Source organism: Paenisporosarcina macmurdoensis (assembly GCF_042658845.1).
Taxonomy (GTDB): domain Bacteria; phylum Bacillota; class Bacilli; order Bacillales_A; family Planococcaceae; genus Paenisporosarcina; species Paenisporosarcina macmurdoensis.
The window spans coordinates 250,805-272,200 of sequence record NZ_JBHSRI010000018.1; the positions used below are offsets into that span (position 1 = coordinate 250,805).

General features: G+C 35.7%; 25 protein-coding genes and 1 pseudogene. 20 read left to right on the forward strand and 6 right to left on the reverse strand.

From position 1 onward, the window contains the following. Nucleotides 1–71: 71 nt before the first annotated feature. Nucleotides 72–1,061, forward strand: coding sequence for an aromatic acid exporter family protein (locus tag ACFPYN_RS10980; RefSeq protein ID WP_377734154.1), 990 nt, complete (start codon nt 72–74; stop codon nt 1,059–1,061). Between the two features lie 21 nt (nt 1,062–1,082). Here the strand turns inward: ACFPYN_RS10980 and prli42 are convergent, their stop codons facing one another. Beyond that, nucleotides 1,083–1,178, reverse strand: a complete 96-nt coding sequence (prli42, locus tag ACFPYN_RS10985; RefSeq protein ID WP_377734155.1) for a stressosome-associated protein Prli42 — start codon at nt 1,176–1,178, stop codon at nt 1,083–1,085. A 126-nt stretch (nt 1,179–1,304) separates the two neighbouring features. On the opposite strand from prli42, the gene mce reads away from it, so the two are divergent. The 7 genes and pseudogenes from mce (at nt 1,305) to ACFPYN_RS11020 (ending at nt 7,830) form a co-directional block, all read left to right on the forward strand. Further along, complete coding sequence (gene mce / locus ACFPYN_RS10990; RefSeq protein WP_377734157.1) at nt 1,305–1,715, forward strand: methylmalonyl-CoA epimerase; 411 nt, start codon at nt 1,305–1,307, stop codon at nt 1,713–1,715. A gap of 6 nt (nt 1,716–1,721) precedes the next feature. Then, nucleotides 1,722–3,254, forward strand: a pseudogene (locus ACFPYN_RS10995) (acyl-CoA carboxylase subunit beta); the annotation flags it as partial. Nucleotides 3,255–3,281: 27 nt separating this feature from the next. Then, nucleotides 3,282–4,400, forward strand: a complete 1,119-nt coding sequence (locus tag ACFPYN_RS11000) for a M20/M25/M40 family metallo-hydrolase (protein ID WP_377734577.1) — start codon at nt 3,282–3,284, stop codon at nt 4,398–4,400. Nucleotides 4,401–4,492: 92 nt separating this feature from the next. After that, nucleotides 4,493–5,758, forward strand: a complete 1,266-nt coding sequence (locus ACFPYN_RS11005; RefSeq protein WP_377734159.1) for a DNA polymerase IV — start codon at nt 4,493–4,495, stop codon at nt 5,756–5,758. A gap of 1 nt (nt 5,759) precedes the next feature. After that, on the forward strand, nt 5,760–6,704 hold the full coding sequence (gene rnz / locus ACFPYN_RS11010) for a ribonuclease Z (protein WP_377734161.1): 945 nt from the start codon (nt 5,760–5,762) through the stop codon (nt 6,702–6,704). 265 nt (nt 6,705–6,969) lie between these two features. After that, nucleotides 6,970–7,392 (forward strand): GNAT family N-acetyltransferase, encoded by a 423-nt coding sequence (locus tag ACFPYN_RS11015; protein ID WP_377734163.1) that lies wholly within the window; start codon nt 6,970–6,972, stop codon nt 7,390–7,392. 12 nt (nt 7,393–7,404) lie between these two features. Then, nucleotides 7,405–7,830 carry a GNAT family N-acetyltransferase gene (locus ACFPYN_RS11020; protein ID WP_377734165.1) on the forward strand — a complete coding sequence of 142 codons (426 nt, stop codon included), beginning with the start codon at nt 7,405–7,407 and terminating at the stop codon, nt 7,828–7,830. Nucleotides 7,831–8,058: 228 nt separating this feature from the next. On the opposite strand, the gene ACFPYN_RS11025 is transcribed toward ACFPYN_RS11020, so the two are convergent. Both ACFPYN_RS11025 and ACFPYN_RS11030 read right to left on the reverse strand, forming a co-directional pair. Beyond that, on the reverse strand, nt 8,059–8,439 hold the full coding sequence (locus ACFPYN_RS11025) for a DUF5412 family protein (RefSeq protein ID WP_377734166.1): 381 nt from the start codon (nt 8,437–8,439) through the stop codon (nt 8,059–8,061). Nucleotides 8,440–8,698: 259 nt separating this feature from the next. Next, on the reverse strand, nt 8,699–8,902 hold the full coding sequence (locus tag ACFPYN_RS11030) for a hypothetical protein (protein ID WP_377734167.1): 204 nt from the start codon (nt 8,900–8,902) through the stop codon (nt 8,699–8,701). A gap of 220 nt (nt 8,903–9,122) precedes the next feature. On the opposite strand from ACFPYN_RS11030, the gene ACFPYN_RS11035 reads away from it, so the two are divergent. The 9 genes from ACFPYN_RS11035 (at nt 9,123) to ACFPYN_RS11075 (ending at nt 15,226) form a co-directional block, all read left to right on the forward strand. Beyond that, nucleotides 9,123–9,674 (forward strand): hypothetical protein, encoded by a 552-nt coding sequence (locus ACFPYN_RS11035; RefSeq protein WP_377734168.1) that lies wholly within the window; start codon nt 9,123–9,125, stop codon nt 9,672–9,674. Between the two features lie 41 nt (nt 9,675–9,715). Further along, on the forward strand, nt 9,716–10,258 hold the full coding sequence (locus ACFPYN_RS11040) for a GrpB family protein (RefSeq protein ID WP_377734169.1): 543 nt from the start codon (nt 9,716–9,718) through the stop codon (nt 10,256–10,258). Between the two features lie 184 nt (nt 10,259–10,442). After that, nucleotides 10,443–10,877 (forward strand): hypothetical protein, encoded by a 435-nt coding sequence (locus ACFPYN_RS11045; protein ID WP_377734170.1) that lies wholly within the window; start codon nt 10,443–10,445, stop codon nt 10,875–10,877. An 88-nt stretch (nt 10,878–10,965) separates the two neighbouring features. Next, nucleotides 10,966–12,393, forward strand: coding sequence for an FAD-binding protein (locus ACFPYN_RS11050; RefSeq protein WP_377734172.1), 1,428 nt, complete (start codon nt 10,966–10,968; stop codon nt 12,391–12,393). Beyond that, complete coding sequence (locus ACFPYN_RS11055) at nt 12,390–12,926, forward strand: MFS transporter (protein ID WP_377734173.1); 537 nt, start codon at nt 12,390–12,392, stop codon at nt 12,924–12,926. The genes ACFPYN_RS11050 and ACFPYN_RS11055 overlap by 4 nt, the downstream gene beginning before the upstream one ends. A gap of 43 nt (nt 12,927–12,969) precedes the next feature. Then, the gene (locus ACFPYN_RS11060; RefSeq protein WP_377734174.1) at nt 12,970–13,560 is read left to right on the forward strand and encodes a GNAT family N-acetyltransferase; all 591 of its coding nucleotides are present in this window, start codon (nt 12,970–12,972) and stop codon (nt 13,558–13,560) included. Nucleotides 13,561–13,640: 80 nt separating this feature from the next. Continuing rightward, on the forward strand, nt 13,641–13,823 hold the full coding sequence (locus ACFPYN_RS11065) for a hypothetical protein (protein WP_377734176.1): 183 nt from the start codon (nt 13,641–13,643) through the stop codon (nt 13,821–13,823). Nucleotides 13,824–14,133: 310 nt separating this feature from the next. Continuing rightward, nucleotides 14,134–14,475, forward strand: a complete 342-nt coding sequence (locus ACFPYN_RS11070) for a hypothetical protein (RefSeq protein WP_377734177.1) — start codon at nt 14,134–14,136, stop codon at nt 14,473–14,475. A 34-nt stretch (nt 14,476–14,509) separates the two neighbouring features. Beyond that, nucleotides 14,510–15,226 (forward strand): nucleotidyltransferase domain-containing protein, encoded by a 717-nt coding sequence (locus ACFPYN_RS11075; RefSeq protein WP_377734578.1) that lies wholly within the window; start codon nt 14,510–14,512, stop codon nt 15,224–15,226. A 387-nt stretch (nt 15,227–15,613) separates the two neighbouring features. Here the strand turns inward: ACFPYN_RS11075 and ACFPYN_RS11080 are convergent, their stop codons facing one another. Further along, nucleotides 15,614–15,988, reverse strand: a complete 375-nt coding sequence (locus ACFPYN_RS11080; RefSeq protein ID WP_377734178.1) for a DUF3888 domain-containing protein — start codon at nt 15,986–15,988, stop codon at nt 15,614–15,616. Between the two features lie 618 nt (nt 15,989–16,606). On the opposite strand from ACFPYN_RS11080, the gene ACFPYN_RS11085 reads away from it, so the two are divergent. Both ACFPYN_RS11085 and ACFPYN_RS11090 read left to right on the forward strand, forming a co-directional pair. Then, nucleotides 16,607–17,452: a class I SAM-dependent methyltransferase gene (locus ACFPYN_RS11085; protein ID WP_377734180.1), complete on the forward strand. Its 846-nt coding sequence runs from the start codon at nt 16,607–16,609 to the stop codon at nt 17,450–17,452. 248 nt (nt 17,453–17,700) lie between these two features. Continuing rightward, nucleotides 17,701–18,144, forward strand: coding sequence for a DivIVA domain-containing protein (locus ACFPYN_RS11090; protein ID WP_377734181.1), 444 nt, complete (start codon nt 17,701–17,703; stop codon nt 18,142–18,144). A gap of 68 nt (nt 18,145–18,212) precedes the next feature. On the opposite strand, the gene namA is transcribed toward ACFPYN_RS11090, so the two are convergent. Next, entirely contained in the window at nt 18,213–19,229 is a 1,017-nt protein-coding gene (gene namA, locus ACFPYN_RS11095) for an NADPH dehydrogenase NamA (RefSeq protein WP_377734182.1), read from the reverse strand. A 386-nt stretch (nt 19,230–19,615) separates the two neighbouring features. Here namA and speD point away from each other — a divergent pair, with 386 nt between their 5' ends. Next, nucleotides 19,616–20,422 (forward strand): adenosylmethionine decarboxylase, encoded by an 807-nt coding sequence (speD, locus tag ACFPYN_RS11100; protein ID WP_377734183.1) that lies wholly within the window; start codon nt 19,616–19,618, stop codon nt 20,420–20,422. A 111-nt stretch (nt 20,423–20,533) separates the two neighbouring features. On the opposite strand, the gene proC is transcribed toward speD, so the two are convergent. Next, nucleotides 20,534–21,346, reverse strand: coding sequence for a pyrroline-5-carboxylate reductase (gene proC, locus ACFPYN_RS11105; RefSeq protein WP_377734185.1), 813 nt, complete (start codon nt 21,344–21,346; stop codon nt 20,534–20,536). Nucleotides 21,347–21,396: the final 50 nt, after the last annotated feature.

The window sequence follows — 21,396 nt, forward strand, 5'->3', positions numbered from 1 at the left end:
TGTTTCTAAAGTATTTGCGTTTCTTTCAGTAAGTTGCACTTTACACTTTTCTAAAGAAAGATGGTGTAGAAATGGATTTCCGACGTTTTCGAATCGGTTATCGTACGTTGAAAACAGCGGTTGGAGCTAGTATTGCCATGCTCATCGCCATGTTTTTGAATTTAGATTATTATAGTTCTGCATTTATATTAACGGTATTATGTATTCAACCCACTAAACGAAAATCAGTACGGGCAGTCTATTCTCGAATCATTGCAAGCGTCATTGGGGTTGGATTCGCTTTCATCTTTTTTGAAGGAATCGCGTATCATCCACTAGTTTTTGGTCTTATATTAATTTTATTTATTCCAACGCTCGTTTCTTTAAGATTTCAAGATGGTTTTGTTTCAAGTGTTGTCATTCTCCTTCATTTATTTGATGCCAAAGAATTAACGTGGTCACTATTGTGGAATGAAACCCAATTAATGGCGGTCGGTTTTGGTATTGCGTTGTTAGTTAACACGTACATGCCATCCATTGAAAAAGATTTAAAGAAATACCGTTTGGATTTAGAGTCTTTGTATTCGAAAATTTTTCATGAAATTGCGTTGTATTTACGTAATGGGGATTCTGACTGGGATGGCAAAGAGCTCGTCCAAGCTGCTGAAGTGATTGAAAAAGGGAAAGCACTTGCTTACCAAGATGTTGAAAACCATTTAAATCGAAGACAAAATCTTTATTATCTATATTTTGATATGCGCGAACAACAGTTCGAAATTATTGAGAGAGTACTCCCGAAAATCACTGCGTTACCAGTTACTATTTCTCACTCACATCATGTGGGGGAATTTATTGAGGATTTGGCCAACCATGTGCATTCTGGAAATACTGCGAATACCTTTATCTCGAAATTGGATGATGTAAAAGAAGAATTCTCGAAGATGCCACTCCCAACAGATCATGAAAACTTTTTGGCAATGGCTGCTCTGTATCAGTTTATTGAAGAAATGGAACAATATTTACAAATTAAACGAAGCTTTATAGGTTTCAAAATGAAAAAAAAGACAGCTGCGAAGGAGTAATCATTCCTTCAAAGCTGTTTTTTAGAAAAATAAACTTAATCCAAACAAGGCACTTGATAAAACCATCATGATAATCATTACATAGACAATGAACTTACGAAAATTTGCATTACGCATGAGATACAACTCCTTTACCTATCTATTCTTAAGTGTAGTAGATATTGAAAAAATTCTCAAGAGGTAGAGTTTTCAAAAAGAAATCGGTACAATAGAGAATGGAGAAGACAGAAGGGTGTGGCTATTTTGAAAAAGGTTGATCATATCGGCATTGCCGTTAGAAATCTAGATGAAACAATCCCTTACTATACGGAAACACTTGGTTTAAAAGTTTTAAAAATAGAAGAAGTAGCTTCTGAATCAGTTCGTGTAGCATTCATTGATGCTGGGAACGTAAAACTGGAGTTACTAGAGCCTATGTCTGAGCAAAGTGCCATTCATACGTTTATTGAAAAAAAAGGTGAAGGCATTCACCATATCGCTTTTGGAGTCGAAGGCATTGAAGAACGAATGATTGAACTACGCGAAAAAGGCATTCGAATTTTAAATGAACAACCGAAAATCGGAGCGGGTGGAGCAAAAGTAGCTTTTGTACATCCTAAATCTTCATTCGGAGTGCTTTATGAATTATGTGATAAAAGCGGTTTAAAGGGGTAAAAAAACATGGACATTTATGAGAAAATTAACGATTTATATGATCGCAAGCGAGAGATTGAGCTAGGCGGTGGAGATGAACGAATTGAAAAGCAGCATGCAAAAGGTAAATTAACAGCGCGTGAACGTATTGATTTATTAGTCGATAAAGGGACCTTTGTTGAATTGAATCCATTTATTGAGCACAGAACAGTTGATTTTGGTATGGATACGCAAAAAGGTCCAGGAGAAGGCGTGGTAACTGGGTACGGAAAAGTAAATGGCCGTGCTATTTACTTATTCTCACAAGACTTTACCGTATTTGGTGGAGCACTAGGCGAAATGCATGCGATGAAAATTGCCAATGTGATGGATTTAGCTGCTAAAAACGGTGCTCCATTTATCGGATTAAATGATTCTGGTGGCGCACGTATTCAAGAAGGTGTCGTTTCTCTTGATGGGTATGGACATATTTTCTATCGAAATGCTATTTACTCTGGTGTGATTCCACAAATCTCGGTCATTTTGGGACCTTGTGCTGGTGGTGCTGTATATTCTCCAGCCATTACTGATTTTGTCTTCATGGTTGATAAAACGAGCCAAATGTTTATTACCGGTCCGAAAGTAATTGAAACTGTAACAGGTGAAAAAATTTCTGCAGAAGACTTGGGCGGTTCAAAAGTACATAATGCCATTAGTGGTAATGCTCACTTCCGTGCAGAAACTGAACAAGAAATCTTACAACAAGTAAGAGATTTATTAAGCTACTTGCCTCAAAATAACGACGAAAAGCCACCGCGTTTAGAAGTGGACCATCTTGACGACTATCGTCCAGAATTAACTGAGGTCATTCCTTTCGAAGCTATTCGACCTTATGATATACGCAGAGTAATTGAACAAGTAGTGGATCAAGATTCATTCATGGAAGTACAAAAAGAATTCGCTCGTAATGTTGTCATTGGACTAGCCCGAATTAAAGGCGAAGTCGTTGGTTTAGTTTGTAACCAACCTAAAGTGATGGCGGGTGGACTAGATATCGATTCTTCGGATAAAGCAGCTCGTTTTATTCGATTCTGTGACTCATTTAATATTCCAATTATCACGTTTGAAGATGTAACCGGATTCTTCCCAGGAATAAAACAAGAGCATGGAGGAATCATTCGCCATGGTGCTAAAATTTTATATGCGTATTCAGAAGCAACCGTTCCTAAAATGACCGTTATCTTACGTAAAGCATATGGCGGCGCGTATGTGGCACTTAACTCGAAGTCAATTGGAGCAGATTTGGTGTTCTCTTGGCCAAATGCAGAGATTGCCGTGATGGGTCCACAGGGAGCAGCGAACGTAATCTTTTCCCGGGAAATCGCGCAAAGCGACAATCCTGAACTAACGCGCGCGACAAAAATCGAGGAATATCGCGAAAAATTCGCAAACCCATACGTAGCCGCAGCACGTGGAATGGTCGACGATGTTATAGACCCTCGCGAAACACGTATTAAACTAATTCAAGCATTAGATATGATGCGCAATAAAAAAGAAACACGACCAGCTAAAAAGCATGGGATATCCCACTATAAAGGAGTTTTTCAATTGACCAATCAACGATTAGTTGATGAATTTTTAGAACTTATCCAGATTGATTCTGAAACAAAACATGAGCAACTTATTGCACCTATTTTAACAGGGAAATTAGAAGCTTTAGGTTTTGATGTATTCGAAGACGATTCTGCTGTCAAGAGTGGACATGGGGCAGGCAATTTAATCGCCACTTTAAAAGGTAGTAAGTCTGATGTAGAAACTATTTATTTCACGACTCATATGGATACAGTAGTGCCTGGTAAAGGAATTAAGCCTGAATTACGTGAAGATGGCTATATTTATTCTGACGGCACAACTATTTTAGGTGCCGATGACAAAGCAGGTATTGCCGCTTTATTCGACATGGTTAAACGATTGAAAGAAGAATCAATTAAACACGGAGATATTCAATTCATTATTACAGCAGGCGAAGAAAGTGGCTTAGCTGGAGCAAAACACTTGGATCCTTCACTAATTACGGCGAAATATGGCTTTGCCGTGGATTCTGATGGAAAAGTTGGCGGTATTGTAACAGCAGCACCTTACCAAGCTAAAATTCGTGCGAAGATTCTTGGTAAAACTGCTCATGCAGGTGTTGCACCCGAAAAAGGCATATCTGCCATTAATATCGCTTCTAAATCAATTGCAAAAATGACTTTAGGCCGTATCGATGAAGAAACGACTGCAAATATCGGACGTTTTGAAGGTGGAAGTGCCACAAATATCGTGTGCGATGAAGTGAATATTTTAGCAGAAGCTCGTTCAATTGTCCCTGAGAAATTGGATAAACAAACAGCACACATGAAATCTGTTTTTGAAGAAACAGCGGCTGCCATGGGTGGACAAGCGGAAATCGACATTCAATTAATGTACCCGGGATTCCGCTTTGGTGAAGAAGAGCCTGTAACACAAGTAGCTGTACAAGCTGTTAAAAACCTTGGATTAACGCCGAAACTAGGCACAAGTGGTGGAGGCAGTGATGCGAATATCATTGCTGGATTCGGGATTCCAACGGTAAACTTATCTGTTGGCTATGAAGAAATTCATACGAAAAATGAACGTATGCCTGTTGCAGAACTTGAGAAATTATCAGATTTACTAGTGGAGATTGTCAAAGTAACTGCTAAATAAGGTTAAAAATTTTTGGAATTGAGATGTCAGGATGCCCCTGACATCTCTTTTTTGTTATGATTAAGGTAAGTACAAGTAGAGGCGATGAGGACATGACAAGCATAAAACGAGTAACTTCTCGAATTATTTTTCATATTGATATGAATAGTTTTTATGCGTCTGTTGAGCAATCATACGATCCCAGCTTAAAAGGGAAAGCAATTGCCATTGCAGGAAATCCAAAAGAACGTCGTGGAATTCTAGTAACCTGTTCCTACGAAGCTCGTGCAAAAGGCGTTTATACAACGATGAGTGTTTGGGAAGCAAAACGTAAATGTCCTGAGCTAATTTTATTGCCACCTAATTTTGAGCGATATCGAATTGCATCGCAAGCGATGTTTGAAGTATTGAGATCATATACGAAACAAGTAGAACCAGTGTCAATTGACGAAGGCTATATGGACGTTACTGATATTGATGGACCAATGACAGCTCTTCAAATAGCTGATGACATACAAACGAGGCTGTTAACAGAACTGGATTTGCCTTGTTCAATTGGTATTGCTCCGAATAAATTCTTAGCCAAAACGGCATCAAATCTTAAGAAACCAATGGGCATTACGGTGTTACGTAGACGTGACATCGATAAAATACTTTGGCCACTGCCCGTTCTCGACATGCATGGAGTTGGAGAAAGTACGGCCAAAAAATTGTACAGTATCGGATTACAAACAATTGGCGATATTGCTAAAGCAGAAGAAGGTTTATTAAAAGAAACACTCGGGAAAAATGGACCTCGATTAAAAAAACGAGCAAATGGATTTGATGAACGGGCTGTCGATCCTGATTCCGTTTATGATACGAAAAGTGTTGGGAATTCAACCACTTTACCTAGTGATGAAAGTGATCTTTATGAATTGAAAAAAGTGTTCAAAAGTTTAACTTCAAAAGTAGCCAATCGTTTGGAAGCGAAACGGTTAGCTGGCCCAACGGTTTCCATCCAAATACGGGATTCAGATTGGAAGAATTCTTCACGAAGTCAGTCGTTTCGCAACTTGATTTATGAAAAAGATAAAATATTTGAAGTTGCGTGGACCTTATTTACGAAAAATTGGGATGGTCAGCCGATACGATTATTAGGTGTGACTGTTAGTAATGTGGTTGATCGAGTAGACTTTACGGAACAACTATCTATTTACAACTTTGAAGAACACGCTAAAGTAGAGCCGATTTTAAATTTAGTCGAGTCTCTTCAACAAAGATTTGGTAAAGAAATGATTACTAGAGGTCAAACTCAAGTTAGAAAGCCAACGTATGAATCTAAAACGAGTTTTAGTAAAGATCTTTTAGATGATCACAAAGATAGGGAGAACAAGTGATATGGAACTTCAATTTTTAGGTACGGGTGCAGGCATGCCGTCTAAACAACGTAATACGAGTGCACTAGTTGTGAAATTAATGCAAGAAAGAGGCACATTTTGGCTATTTGATTGCGGAGAAGCGACACAACATCAAATGCTTCATACAACTCTAAAACCGCGTAAGCTTGAAAAAATATTTATTACCCATATGCATGGTGATCATATATACGGCTTACCTGGATTACTTGGATCTCGCTCGTTTTTAGATGGAAAAGAACCATTAACCATTTATGGTCCAACGGGTATTCAAGAGTGGATTCTCACTACGCTGCGGTTATCAAAAACCTATTTACAATACAAAGTGAATTTTGTCGAATTAAACGAAGGGATTATATTTGAGGATGAACAATTTATAGTCGAAGCCAAACTGCTACATCACGTCATCCCATGTTTCGGTTTTCGAGTTTCCCAAAAACCACTTCCTCCACAGTTATTAATTGAAAAAGCGCTGCAGCTTGGCGTGCCAAAAGGTCCATTGTTAGCCCAGTTGAAGAATGGCAAAGATGTACTGTTAGAAAATGGCCAAACCGTTTTGAGTCATGATGTAACTGCGCAAGCAGAAGAAGGATTCTCATTGGCTATTCTAGGAGACACTCGCTTTTGCCAAGCATCCATAGATTTGAGTCGAGATGTGGATATCGTTATACACGAGGCTACATTTGATGCGGGTACTGAAGATCTCGCTAAGCCATACGGGCACTCAACCATCACACAAGCAGCTCAAGTGGCGATGGAAAGTGGAGCCAAGCATTTAATCGTTCAACATATTAGCGCTCGATTTTTACCAAGCCATGCAGAAGAATTAAGGAAACAAGGTTTATCTGTATTTCCGTCCATTACAGTTGCGGAAGACTTTGCTGAATTTGAATTAAAACATAATGAACTGAAGAGGATAAATAGTTAAGCAAACCTGGAGTGAGTTCTCCAAGTTTGCTTATTTTATTTTGAGTGCAAGTATTCTTAAAATTTCATCGATAGATATCAAATGTTATAAGTTAAATATAATAATATTATGTTAACTAATTTGTTTGAAACATCAAATATCTTTTATCTGAAGAAGGATTCACTGGTTTTCATCTCGAATAGCATAATTGGGAAGAGAAAATTATTGAGAAATAATTTAACGGAAATAAAATCTATTTAGTGCTTTATTAAAGAAGGGATATATGATGAAACTCAACTTAAAAAATGAAATGTCGGTCATAATTAGACCATACACTGAAGATGATTTTAATGACATACATAGATTTAATAACGACGAAGGATGGACGAACTTAGTAGAGAAAAATGAAGACACAAAGGGGGCATGGAATAATTCAAATGTTACTTTTATTGTCGAATCAGATGATCAGATTGTCGGATACATTAGAGGGTTAACAGATGGTTTTATCAGTCTATATGTATGTGAAGTAATTATTCATAAAGAATATCGAGGATTTAATTTAGGGAATGAATTACTTAAATACGTTCATAGCCTCTATCCGAAAACATGGATGGAACTACTAGCTAGTAGTACATCTCGAACTTTTTATGAAGCTCAGGAGTTTCGAGCTTTCTATGGCTTCAGAAAAACGTATGAAGAATATAAATAAAGGATGGGTAATATGAAAATAACTCAGCAATGGAATCAAGAAGATAGTGACTACATTAGAACGAAAATTATTGAATACAACCAAACTAAACTACCAGATGAAGTAAAACACCCAATTAAAAATGTTAGTTTTATGCTCAGAAATGAAGAAGGGGAAATTTTAGGGGGTATAACAGGTGAGATTAGCTGGTCCAACTTGCATATAGACTTTTTATGGGTGGATGAATCACTAAGAGGTGGAGGTTACGGTAAGCAGTTATTAGACCATATTGAGAAAACGGCGAGAGAAAATAATTGTAGAGGTATCCAACTAGATACGTTTAGTTTCCAAGCCCCAGATTTTTACCAGCAATGTGGCTATAAAGTTGTCGGCTTAATTGAGGAACATCCAATTAAAGGCACCCAAAGGTATTATTTAGAAAAAAAGCTTATTTACTAATAGAAATGAAGGTAACTTGAAAATTGCTTATGATTAGCTCTCCGATTTTCACTTTTATGAAACTACTACATGTTGATCTAGATGCACTTAACTGGATTTTGGAAAATCATTACTATCAAAATTAGGTACTGTCCATCCAATAAATATTAAAAATTAGATAGGTGGAGAAAAGCGAGCCGCTTATCTTCATCTGTATGGGGCTTAATAGACAGCCCCAACTGCTAAATATTATTTGTCTTTATCTTGTCTGAAATCATAAGTACTTTCTATATTTATTAACTTTCCATCAATCGATATGTGATCCTCATCAACCCATTGAACATTAAAATCTTTTCCAGGCATTAAGAAAATGTTATAACTTCTGTTAAGTTCTTGTACTTCTCCAATATAAGTAAAATCAGAATAAAGCATCATACCGCCGCCTAAATAAATAGTTAATACTTTTTCACGGTCAGGTGAAATCAACGTAGTAAGTTTTTCTAATTCTGAAACATCAATGGACGTTAATTTTGGATAATGTTTTAAATAGTAATAAGTTGAACCGATGGCTACGATATAAAAAGCAATTATCAAATAAAAAAACCGTCTGAACATTTTTCTGTTCTTCATAACATCCTCGTTTCTTTATTTACTCACTATAATATAATGTTTTCTTTAACAACTACTTTTTTCAGATTGGCCTTTTCCGATGTTTTGTAGTTTGTTCAAATGCAGGAACAGCAATAGAAGGGGATCCTGCTTTAGGACAAATTGTTGACCCAATATAAAAAGGGAAAAGAATGGTATCTAAATCATTTTTTTTAGTGTGAAATCAATGCCACTATGTTGTAGAGAAAAATATAAATCTTCCAATTTAGCAAACAAATACTCAGATCTCATCAAACGTCATAGTCCCAATCTCTATGATATGAAGGAATGTAACCTCTTTAACAATTGTCCCTTTATCACGAAGCGTATGAATGACACCCTCAAATAATTCCTGATCGTACTCTTCAAATTCATAAAAGGCTTTAGTATCATTGCTGGAAACACCAATTATTGCTCCGTTTAAGCCATTTGAATCTAGATACACAGAATAATCTTCAGTTGATTTACCATCGCTTCTAGGGTAGCAGGATCAGAGTGGTCAATACCTATAAGACGACCTTGTAATATCGCTGCATCAGTTATAGATCTTTCCATTGCTCCAGAAGTATATCTAGTAAACGTTACAGTGCTGCTGATTTAGGCGCATTCGCTAAAAGGGGGATGTCGTTAAAAGATAATGATATTAAAACAGATAATCATCACAAATGAAATTCCTTCCCAAAGTTATTAAAGACGGCAATAAAAAACATCCTATTATATGGAACATATTTCAATTAAATCCGTTAAATAGTTATATCCTAAACAAAGGAGAGGTTATTATTAAGAAAAAATATTTAGGCTATCTGATATTTTCATTTTTAATAATACTAACTGGATGTGCTGAAAAAGATTCAAAAAAATTAACTAGAGTTTATTTTCAATTAGTCAATACAGCTGAAAACTCTGAAGAAACGTGGATGATTTTAGATGAAAAAAGTTTATCTTCCCTAGATGATGCTTTTAAAGAAATTAAATGGGAACCTAATACTGTTCCGTCGAAGTCGAGGAAAGAGAACTTGAAGGTTACGCTATTTTGGGAATATGACAATAATCTTCCTGAACTTTTGAAAGAATACAGTATTTGGTTTAATGAAGATAATTCCGCTACAATTCTAAGCAAGACAAATGAAGAGAATTTTGGGGATTTGGATTCAGAATATGCGAAAGTGATTAAAGACTTGTTATTAGATACTTCAGATAAAAAACGGGCTCCTTAAAGATAAACTGTTAACATATTTTAGAAATGAGGCTAAATGATTTGAAATTAGGATTAACTAAAGATGAAGTTAAATTAGTCCCGTATGATGATAAATGGAAAAATGGGTTCCTTAGGGTGAAGCGGGAAATTATAAAACATACAAATCTTGATAGTGTTTGCATACAACATGTAGGCAGCACTGCCATAGTTGCCATTATGGCAAAGCCAATTTTGGACATGGTGGTTGGAGTGGGTGACATCAATCATGATAACAACAAAATAATCATTTCTGGACTAAAAAAAGCAGGATTTTTGAGATTGGCTGTTGAAAAACCTTCAGAGATTGTTTTTGCGAAATTTGCAGATGACACATATCAAGTGAAGACACATTTTATCCACCTTGTTGATTTCGAAAAGGAACTGTGGAATAACTTGATCTTTTTTAGAGATTATCTGAACTCGAATGAAGCAGTGCGAAGTGAGTATTACAATCTTAAAGTAGATTACGTTCAGAACAATACAAGTGGTATAGCTGAGTATACTGATCATAAAGAAGAATTTGTAAAACGAATTTATTCGGAGCGTCTTAAGCTTGAATTTTAAGAGGAGTGATTGTAAGTGGGGAGTCTAGAAAGGGAATACCCGGTATTAAAAGAAGACCGAAGACATCACTAGGGTAAAAATAGTAACCGTAGAGCACTGATTATTTTAGGTGTTGTGATTATAGGTTTAATCATCAGGTTTCTGATACTAAGTTAACAGCTTGTACTCTGAAAGGAAGGTGCTGATGAGGAAATTAATTTCTATATGTATAGTATTGCTAATTTTGGCTGGTTGTAATGCGGAGAATGAAGAATTATCGTATTCTAAAATAGAAGAAGATTCTACTAATGAATTGGTTCAAGATTTCATTACGAGTGTAGAAGATGAAAATGGAATACACCTTTTTCAATATAACGAAAACACCATGTATGCTTTCTTAAATGGTCATCATGTCGAGCAAGGAAATGATGCAAGTTTCTTTAGTAGTTTTGAGGTCAAAGGGAAAGATGATAGTTTAAACATTTATTTTGACGAAGAATACACAGATGATTACGCTAATCAGACCTTGAATAACCAAGAGTTATATAAAATCAACTTGGACAAGAAATATGAGGTTGTGAGATCTTTTAAGAATAATGAAGAAACGAATTTTAACGTAATATATGTTACGGGAAAATAAGTAATTGATAATATTTTTAAAAGGTTGCTACGGCAACCTTTTCTTATTATATTTTTTCGTTTACAAGGAGTTGATTAATATTTTCAGAATGCGCAATTTAGTAATTTTAATATACGCAGTGGTATTTGCAGGATCGCTGATGCTTTATCAAACTCAACTTGCTAGTCCCGTTGTTGAAGACCGTGGACGACTTTTACCTGTCAAAATGAAGTCGATTAAATCAAGCGATAGTGAGGGTGAAATAAAGAGTATTGTCGATATGGCAAATCGTAATGATGACAAAATTTCGATTGCAGGGATGCAGCATAGTCAAGGCGGACAAACACTTTATCCAGGCGGTATCCTACTCGACATGAAGCAATATAATGAAATACTAGAATTAGATGAAAAAAACATGCTCATTACAGTCCAAAGCGGTGTAACGTGGGCAGATATTCAATCATACATAAATCCATATGGTCTTGCTTTAAAAGTTAGTCAATCACAAAATATATTCACTGTTGGAGGTTCGATGAGTGTGAATGTGCACGGTCGAGATATTCGTAATCACACACTCATTGAAACAGTTGATTCCTTTAGATTACTAAATGCACAAGGACAAGTCTTACATGTCAGTCGGGATGAAAACTCCGAACTATTCAATTTGGTAAATGGAGGATACGGGTTATTCGGCGTAATTCTGGATGTGACCTTACAATTGACGAAAAATGAACTATATCAAGTGACTACAGAGTCCATTTCGTATGATGAATACAGTTCCTACTTCACAAAAAATGTCTTACAAAATGATGATATAAAAATGCATCTTGCTAGGATTTCGGTAGCACCAAATAGCTATTTAACCGAAATGTATGTTACCGATTATTCAACAGCAGATGATCAATCCCAATTGGCCAACTACACGACTTTAAAACGTGAAAGTATTATTGCGATTCCAAAATTTTTCCTGGGGCTTTCACGAACAAATGACTGGGGGGAAAATATGTTTTGGAACACTCAAAAAGAATACAGTGAGCGAATAAATGGTACATATATTTCAAGAAATAATGTCATGCGTTCTGATTCTTTATTTATGGACTACAATAGCCCTAACAAAACAGAAGTACTACAGGAATATTTTGTGCCAATCGATCAATATGCAGCCTATATTGATGACCTACGAAATACGCTCAAAGATGAAAAAGACTTTAATCTGTTAAATATTACTGTTCGATACGTAGGGAAAAATGATGAAGCCGTTTTGTCTTACGCAAAAGATGATATGTTTGCGCTCGTAATGCTTATTAACCAAGGTACGAACGAGGATAGTATCGAAACAACTAGGAGAGTCATTCGAAATATGATTGATGTGACTTTAAAACATGATGGTACCTACTATCTCCCTTACTATCACTACCCAACAAAAGAACAATTAAAAGAGGCATACCCTAGAACTGAGGAATTCTTTGAAATGAAAGAAAAGTATGATCCAGACGAACGGTTCATGAATCTTTTCTATGAGGAGTATCATAAATGAATTACAGAAAATTTATTATCTACCAAGGAACGATCGGAATGGCCGCAAGCATGATTTTTCCGTTCTATGTATTGCTACTAAAAAATGTCGGTAGTAGTTACGCCCAGTTTGGCTGGGCATACGGATTATTTGCACTTACGGCAGCACTAAGTTACCCAGTGATCGGGAAGTTTGCTGACCAGGCAGGAGATAAAATCTTATTAATCATTTATTCATGGGGGATGGCAGTAATATTGCTTGTATTTCCACTTGCATACGAAATCTGGCATATCTATGTGTTGCAAATTTTTATGGGATTACTTGGAGCTGTTCAGAAAAACTCAGAGAAAACCGTCCTTGCTCGCTCCGTTAATAAGGAGACAGCAGGAAATGAAATTGGCCGTTACCACATATGGACATCGATTGGAGCAGCGATTGCCGTTATAGCAACCGGTTATTTAGTTGATTTTCTGACAATAGGAAGCATCTTTTATATCGCGTCAATTGTATTTGCGTGGAGCGGGTTTTATATGATGAAAATGAGAAAACTATAGTGAGGCACTCCTATTGGAATAGTTAAAGAAATGAGGTAACTTCTTGGGGAATTCAAGATTATTAATTGAGACGGAAAGATTAATTATCCGCCCTTTTCAAAAAGAAGACTATATTAATTGGTATACACAGTTTGATAATAGACACCCGCCCCAATACAAATATGATGATGGGCGTCCCGTAAATATGTCTTTATCAACAGAAGAGTGGTTTATCAATTGGATTAATGGCTTTAATGAATTAGCGGATACTGATGATATGTACAATTTTGGTGTTTTCCGTAAGGAAGATGAAGTGAATGTAGGAAAAATTGAGTTACATAAGATTTTACGGATGGACTATCAGTGGGCAATGATGGGATATTCAATTCATAATCAATTTTGGAAAAAGGGGTATGGATCAGAAAGTGTGTTAGCAGCTACTGAATGGTTTTTCAACACGAAGGATTTTCACAGGATTGAACTACATATTAGTGTAGATAACAAACCTTCAATAAAGCTAGCCGAAAAAACAGGATTTCTCTTTGAATGCGTAAGAAAAGAATTTTCTCTAGAGGAAGAGGGATGGACTGATCTTTTAATTTATTATAAAAATCACTCGTTAAAAACGAACTCATCAGTTGCTGAAAAAAGCTAAAAGGGACAGGTGAAATAGTGAAAACAAATTAACAGAAAAGTAAATTAATGATATAATGGTATTAAAAGGGAGTGCGGATGATGGGATGGTTAATCTTTGTTATTCCAATCGGTATGCTTTTTGCTTTAGGCGGGTTAATTGAATGGAGAAGAAAAAAGAGAAATAATTATCCCCATATACCTACCAATTCAAATATTCGGCCTGGAGAAAGTCAGGACTTTCGTATGGGTGCTAGCGATAAGGACGTCGGCAGTGGTTTCTAAATCTCGTATTAATGAAAGTATTAAAAAATTTTCGGAGCTACCTTTATGGTAGCTATTTGTTTATTAGGTAACGAAAGTAAAAGATGAGAACTTCAATTGCAAAGTTTGGGAGATGAAAGGGTGAAAGTGAGGAAATCATTGGTGTTTTGATGGTCTTGTTGAAATTGAGAATGTAAAACAAATTACCTTATTTTTTTGGGAGGTTGAAGGACAAGAGCAACAAGAGGTACTTTTCACAAATAAAAATGAAGATAGTATTAATTCATTTATTTATGCAATAGATAATACAGAAGAATTAGGGGAAAAGAGAGTGATTACAACCAAACCATTGTTGTCATTTCTATTGACACTAGATAAAGAAGAAGAGAAAAATTATCATTTGTGGATTACTACCAACGGTGAGGGCTATATCCAACGTCTCCTTCCTGATAAAAGTTCCACTTTTAAATTAGATGCAAGTTCGGTTAAGGAGTTATCAAAACTAATAAATGAACAAGAGAAGGTACCTCTGATCGGAAAAATAAGAATAGCTTCAGTTTTAAGGATTCTTACAATATTAAGTTCTAGGGAGTTTTTAAACATATATAAAGCAAGAATGGAAAGCTGCCAATTGGTAGCTTTTCTTTTATATAACTATGAAATCATTCAATGAATATACAGGGATAAAGGGAGTCGAGGTGACATTATTGGACTATTTAAAGAAGCTAATGCCACTAGAAGCTGCACAAAAATTTGTTCATAGACAATATCCAAATTGCCAAGGAGCATTATTGGCCGGGAGTGTGGTAAGAGGAGAAGCGACAGAAACATCCGATTTAGATATTGTTGTTTTTGATAAATATATACAATCTTCATATCGAGAGTCATTTGTTGAATTTGGTTGGGCCATCGAGGTTTTTGTGCATAACTTAACCTCTTATAAACTCTATTTTGAAGAAGATTGCCTACGTGCAAGACCTTCAATGCCAAGAATGGTATCAGAAGGAATCGTAATAAAAGATGATGGAATCATTGGTTTAGTAAAATGCGAAGCTGATAAGTTATTGGAGAAAGGTCCAGAAGGATGGAGCCTGGACACAATAAAAACGAAACGATATTTTCTGACGGATGCATTAGATGATTTTATAGGCTGTTCTAATAGAGCAGAAGAGATGTTTATTGCTAATACATTAGCTGTGTTATTGAGCGAATTTGTATTGAGAACAAACTGTAAATGGATTGGAGATTCTAAGTGGATTGTGCGTTCTCTAAAACAATTTGATGAGAAATATGCTGAACATTTTATTGAAGCCTTCGATTGTTACTACAAAAATGGTGGGAAAAATCAAATAATTAATTTAGTAGATATAGCTTTGCAACCTCATGGGGGTAGATTATTTGAAGGATATTCGATAGGGAAATAAGTATTTCGGATTTTTGAAATTAAATGGGAATGATATGATTCAATGACAAACCATTTTTTTCAATTATGTTAAGAAAGTCTTAGATTTTATGTATTTATTCCACTTGATTTAATAGTAATTTTTTATTTTACTGGAAATAGCGCTATAGTAGCATGTAATTATTCTGAAATAACTTACACTAGTAAAAGTGTAATTTTAATTTCAGGAGGAAATAATGAAGAAGATATTAGTAAGCTTTATTAAGAAATTGATATTGGCAGATAGGCGAATTAATAATATTGGAGTCGCCCTCATTGCAGGGCGACTTTCTCGATTTAATAAACTATATCGATGTAAAGAATATTATTAATCGAAAATAATATTGAGGAAATACATCCACTTTATTCATTAAATATCTTGAATATGTTTATTACTAATAACTTTTTGCCCACTCGATTCAAGTCTAATTTTTATCTCCTCTTCGCCTTTTTTAATAGAAATACCATAATAAGGATATACCTTTACAGTTACATCATAGGATCCTCTCACATCGATTAACTCGACAATTTCCAAAATTTCAGTGTCCGATCCTCCCCATTTAGGAACTCCCTTAGACGAATTTTTATACGTCTCAGTTAGGGCTTTATTAATGGATGGGGCAACACTTATTATTAGAGCATAGTTCATTTTTTCATGATTAACTTTAATATTATTTGCTTGTGCCACAACCGTTGAGGTAATTATTAGTAACACAATAAAAAATGAAACCAACTTTTTATCCATAATTTCACCTCCTTGAATTAATATATCCAGTTTTGCCAATAGCATTCTTTAGGACAAATAAACTTTTCATATAAATCGAAAATAGTGAATTCCATTTTTTAAAAAACGTACGATATTCGTAAATATGAAAATCCCTCCGAACAGGGCTAAGAGATGAGTTAAAAAGAAAGCAAGCAAATATTCGACCAAATTTAATCGAAGTTGTGCATTTAGATAATACAAAATCTTCAATAGCTTCATATCAATTGAAAAACGCAGATATAGAGTATGCTCATTTGACTTAAGGCTTAAATGGCAAGTTTAAGATAGACGTTATTGGTTACGATTCAATCAAAGTAGCTTATGAAAAGATAAAAACGTTAGGGATATTTATGGTATAGTAATCGGTAAAAACAATGATCTGAATATTGATCATATTACGACTAAGTTAATGCATGAAAACTTCAGTTTTACTTCTTATGTCTTTGGAGAAAAAGTGTTTGTGAAATATGGAAAATGCCAAGTCAATATAAGCCAATTGTCCCTGCTGCATTGATCTTTATGATGAAAATAATATTCCATTGAATTAGCAAGTTAATAAAATTAATATAGACTTTTAGAGTCGTGAGGAGTGGCAAAATGAGTCCAAATAGCACAGAAAAAATCATTGATTGTATGCCGCCCAGTTCAGGAGATTCCAACGTACAAAGAATACAAACTGATCACAGATTAAAGCTTGCAGAATTCTGGGATATTAAAAATGGATCCAAAGTTTTAGAAATAGGCTGCGGTCAAGGAGATACAACTGCAGTATTGGCATTTTTGGTAGGAGAAAAAGGTTTTGTTCAAGGGGTTGATATTGCTTCTCCTGAGTATGGGAGTCCTTTAACTATAGGGGAATCTATTAACTATTTAAAAAATTCACCTATCGGCAATCGAATTAAAATCGATTTTAACATGGACATATTATCACCAACTATCGAATTCCCTGAAAATCATTTTGATTTGATTGTTTTATCTCATAGTTCTTGGTACTTGAAATCTGCTGAAGAACTTCATGCCATATTGAAAAAATTGAGGAAGTGGGGGAACACTTTATGTTTTGCAGAATGGGATACGAGAATTCAATCTGTCGAACAATACCCTCACTTGTTATCAGTACTTATACAAGCACAATTAGAGAGTTTTAAAGTCACTAGCATTTCAAATGTTCGTATATTGTTCACCCCTCAGGATATTAAAGAGATTGCTGAACGTGCGGGATGGGCTATCAAAGCCGAAAAGTCGATATACTCTCCAGAGTTACAAGATGGGAAATGGGAAATTGAACAAGTATTAACCAACTTCCATGAAGAGCTAAAAACTGTTGAACATATGCCTGCTAAAATGGCTACTCTAATAAAATCTCAAATAAATTTATTAGAATCTGCTAGTATTACAACAGCGATTAAACCTATGTCAACTTACGCATTTACAGCTGAATAGTTTCGACTTAAAATTTATTTTTGGATAATCCGAGACAATTTCATCCATGACTTTTGATGAATAATACACGAATAGTTGAAGTGAAGGGCGGCGAGAAAACATGTGCTCCTGCGGTTACTCGTCGCAAAAAAGACTGCTCCTGCGGTTACTCGTCGCAAATGTTCGGGTTTACATTAGGTTTTATGAATGGTGAAATTGACTCAACATGTATAAACTAAAATGTGGATTGATAATTGGAGGCAATTATGTTGTTTACTAAGTTAATAGAACTAATAAAAGAGTACCCATATTTAGAGGAAGCATTTCAAGAAAAAATTCGTGAAGGATTTTCCGTAACAAATATTACGTCAACAGCAGTTTCACCTGATGAAGTGGATTTCATCAGTATCGAAATCCGAATGGAAAATCAAAATAAAGAAAAAATAGTAATAGTTTATACAGAGGGATTTGTAAATTCTATAACGATTAATCAAATTCCACGTGCAACAGAAGAAATTCATCCAAATTTAGTGTTGAACAAAGATCTTATTTATAATAAAACCTTTAAAAGTAAAACGTTTGGCGGTTACGACGTTGATGAAGTTGACCAATTTTTAGACCTGCTAATAAAAGATTACACGTTTATCGAAGATGGATTAGTAAAAGAAAATATAGTACTTAAAAAAGAAGTTGAGAGTTTGAGGGACAAATAGAGAAATGTAAACTGTAAACACGAAAAAAAGGACCTATTCGGTCCTTTTTTCGTGTTTACTTAATTATTTTATAACCATCCGCGTTCATATTGAACAGGAGATGTAATATCTGTGCGTAATTCTTTTGCTGCACGATAAGCCCAGTAAGGATCGCGAAGCAATTCACGTGCTAGGAAAACCATGTCTGCACGGTCATTTTTCAAGATTTCTTCTGCTTGAAGTGGAGACGTAATCATACCGACTGCTCCGGTTGCAATTGGTGTATCATGTTTGATTGTTTCAGAGAATTTCACTTGATATCCTGGGTAAGAATCAATAGTAGCAGGGACATTCGCACCCGAACTCACATCAACTAAATCTACGCCTTGTTCTTTCATCCATTTCGTCATCGTTACAAAAGCTTCAGGTGTCAATCCGCCCTCAGTGTATTCGAAAGCAGAAATACGAACAAATAATGGACCGTCCCATACGGTACGAACTGCATCAATTGTTTCTCGAAGCATGCGGTAGCGATTTTCTTCGCTGCCACCGTATTCATCTGTACGTTTATTGGTTAATGGAGATAAGAATTCATTAATTAAATAACCATGAGCTCCATGAAGTTCAATCACATCAAATCCTGCTTCTATTACTCGCACAGTTGCTTCTTTAAAGGCTTTTACTGTATTGGAAATATCTTCTTTTGTCATTTCATTTGGCGTTTTATAATGCTCGTTAAATGCTAGAGGGGAAGGCGCGAAAATATCACCATCCACAGTTGCTTTTCTACCTGCATGGGCAAGTTGTATCCCCGTTTTAGCGCCATGTGCTTTCATTAAATTGACAAGTTCAGTTAAACCTTTTGTTTGATCGTCACTCCAGATGCCTAAATCCTCTGAAGAGATGCGACCTTCAGGTTGGACAGCTGTTGCTTCTAATATAATTAAGCCCACTTGACCAACTGCACGAGTGGGGTAATGGACGCGGTGCCAATCTTCTACTTGTCCATCTTTGTTATGACTAGAATATTGACACATTGGTGCCATAACGATGCGATTCTTAAAGGTTACATCTTTAATGGTATATTCTTCAAATAACTTAGCCATTTTTTAAATTCCTCCTTTATGTATATCATGTAGTATAACAACTTACCCTAAACATAGCGCTTCTCGAGCTCAGGAAATGAACTTTAGTTACTTTAAAGCATAAATATTGATTCACATGGTTTCAAAAGAGGAGGCAAGTTGCCCTCATTCGAAGAATTATGATATGGTTAATTATCATGAGTTTATGAACATCAATGATTTTGAAATAAACAATTGTCTATATTCGATGTTTCAGGACAAGTGTTTTGTGGAAAAATAAAAGCTATGGAGAAAGTAAATATATTTAACTGTTTACTCCAATATCGCTGTAGAAGGAATATAATACATGTATGAATATAAATATTACTATCCGAAAATATTATTACTAGAAAAAGGGGATTCCAAAGATGAGTTTAACTCCTAAGCAACGAATTGAATTACATGGTTTTAATAATTTGACCAAATCTTTAAGTTTTAATATGTATGATATTTGCTACACACGCACCAAAGAAGAGCGTGAGGCCTATATTAAGTATATTGATGAACAATACAATGCAGAGCGTTTAACGAGTATTTTAACAAAAGTAACAGACATTATCGAAGCCAACATTTTAAACATTGCTAAGCAAGATTATGAGCCACAGGGAGCAAGTGTAACCATCTTAGTTTCAGAAGGTCCAGTAGATGATTCTCCGATTGAATCATTTCAAGAGTCACCTGGTCCATTTCCAGAAGCAGTTGTTGGTCATTTAGATAAGAGTCATATAACTGTCCATACATACCCTGAATATCATCCTGATGAGGGAATTAGTACATTCCGCGCAGATATTGATATTTCTACTTGTGGAGAAATTTCTCCTCTAAAAGCGTTGAATTACTTAATTCATTCATTCGAAACAGACGTCATGGTAATGGATTATAGGGTCCGCGGCTTTACAAGAGACGTAGAAGGTCATAAGTTATTCATTGATCATGATATTAATTCTATTCAAAACTATATTCCTGAAGGATTAGAGGAAAATTTTGAAATGATCGATGTAAATGTGTATCAAGAAAATATTTTCCACACAAAATGTAAATTGAAGAAATTTGATTTAAATAATTACCTCTTTGGTTATTCAGAAGAGGAGTTATCTGAAGAAGAGAAAATATCCATTACTAAGAAGCTTAAAAAAGAAATGGATGAGATTTTTTACGCTAAAAACATGTCTTGAGATAAATGAGTTTGCTTTATCGACTCGCATGAAACAACCAATAAGTAATACACAAAAAGGACCGATTTTACTTTCGGTCCTTTTTGTATGCACTGATAATGCTAAAACTTACTAAATATACCGTTTTCCGAGTTCACGAGAACGTGTAGCAGCTTCATTTAAACAGCGGGCAAGTATGTCTGCAAATCCACTTTCTTGTAAAGCTTCTATGCCAGCTTCCGTCGTCCCACCAGGACTGGTCACTTGCTTACGCAGCGTGGCTGGCGTTTCATTTGATTGTTTCAACATCTCTGCTGATCCCGCAATTGTTTGGACGAGCAATTCTCGTGCAACTTGAGATGAAATGCCACTTGCAACTGCCGCTTTTTCAAATGCTTCAACGAAGTAATATACATATGCCGGTCCGCTTCCAGACAATGCAGTAATCACATGCAGTTCATCTTCTTCTACTTCGATTACTGATCCGATGGTTTTCAGTAGTTGAATGATTTCAGCTTTTTCTTTGCTTTCCATTTTATCATTCCAGGCTACCGCACTCGCAGACATCCCGATAGATGCAGACGTGTTTGGCATACAACGAGCAATGGGACGCTTGCCAAGCCCTTGTTCAATGGTATCCATTGGCACTCCAGCAAGTATTGACAATACGACCGCAGTTGGTGGTAAGTATGCGGCAATTGAATTCATGCCATCCTGCACATCTTTTGGTTTCATCGCCAATATGACCAAATCTGCCGTTTTAACGATTTCTCTATTTTCACAAACGAGCTGTACCCCATAAGTTTCGTTTAGAGAAGCCAATTTCTCTTGATCTGATTTGTTCATGATATAAACGTTTTCCGGGGAAACTGTTGCCTCTTTCATCCAGCCATGAATCATCGCTTGCGCCATGGAACCCGCTCCAACAAATACAATCGTTTTCATTGATACTCCTCCTTTATCTATCTCTTACATAAAAAAAATGCGCTCCCGTC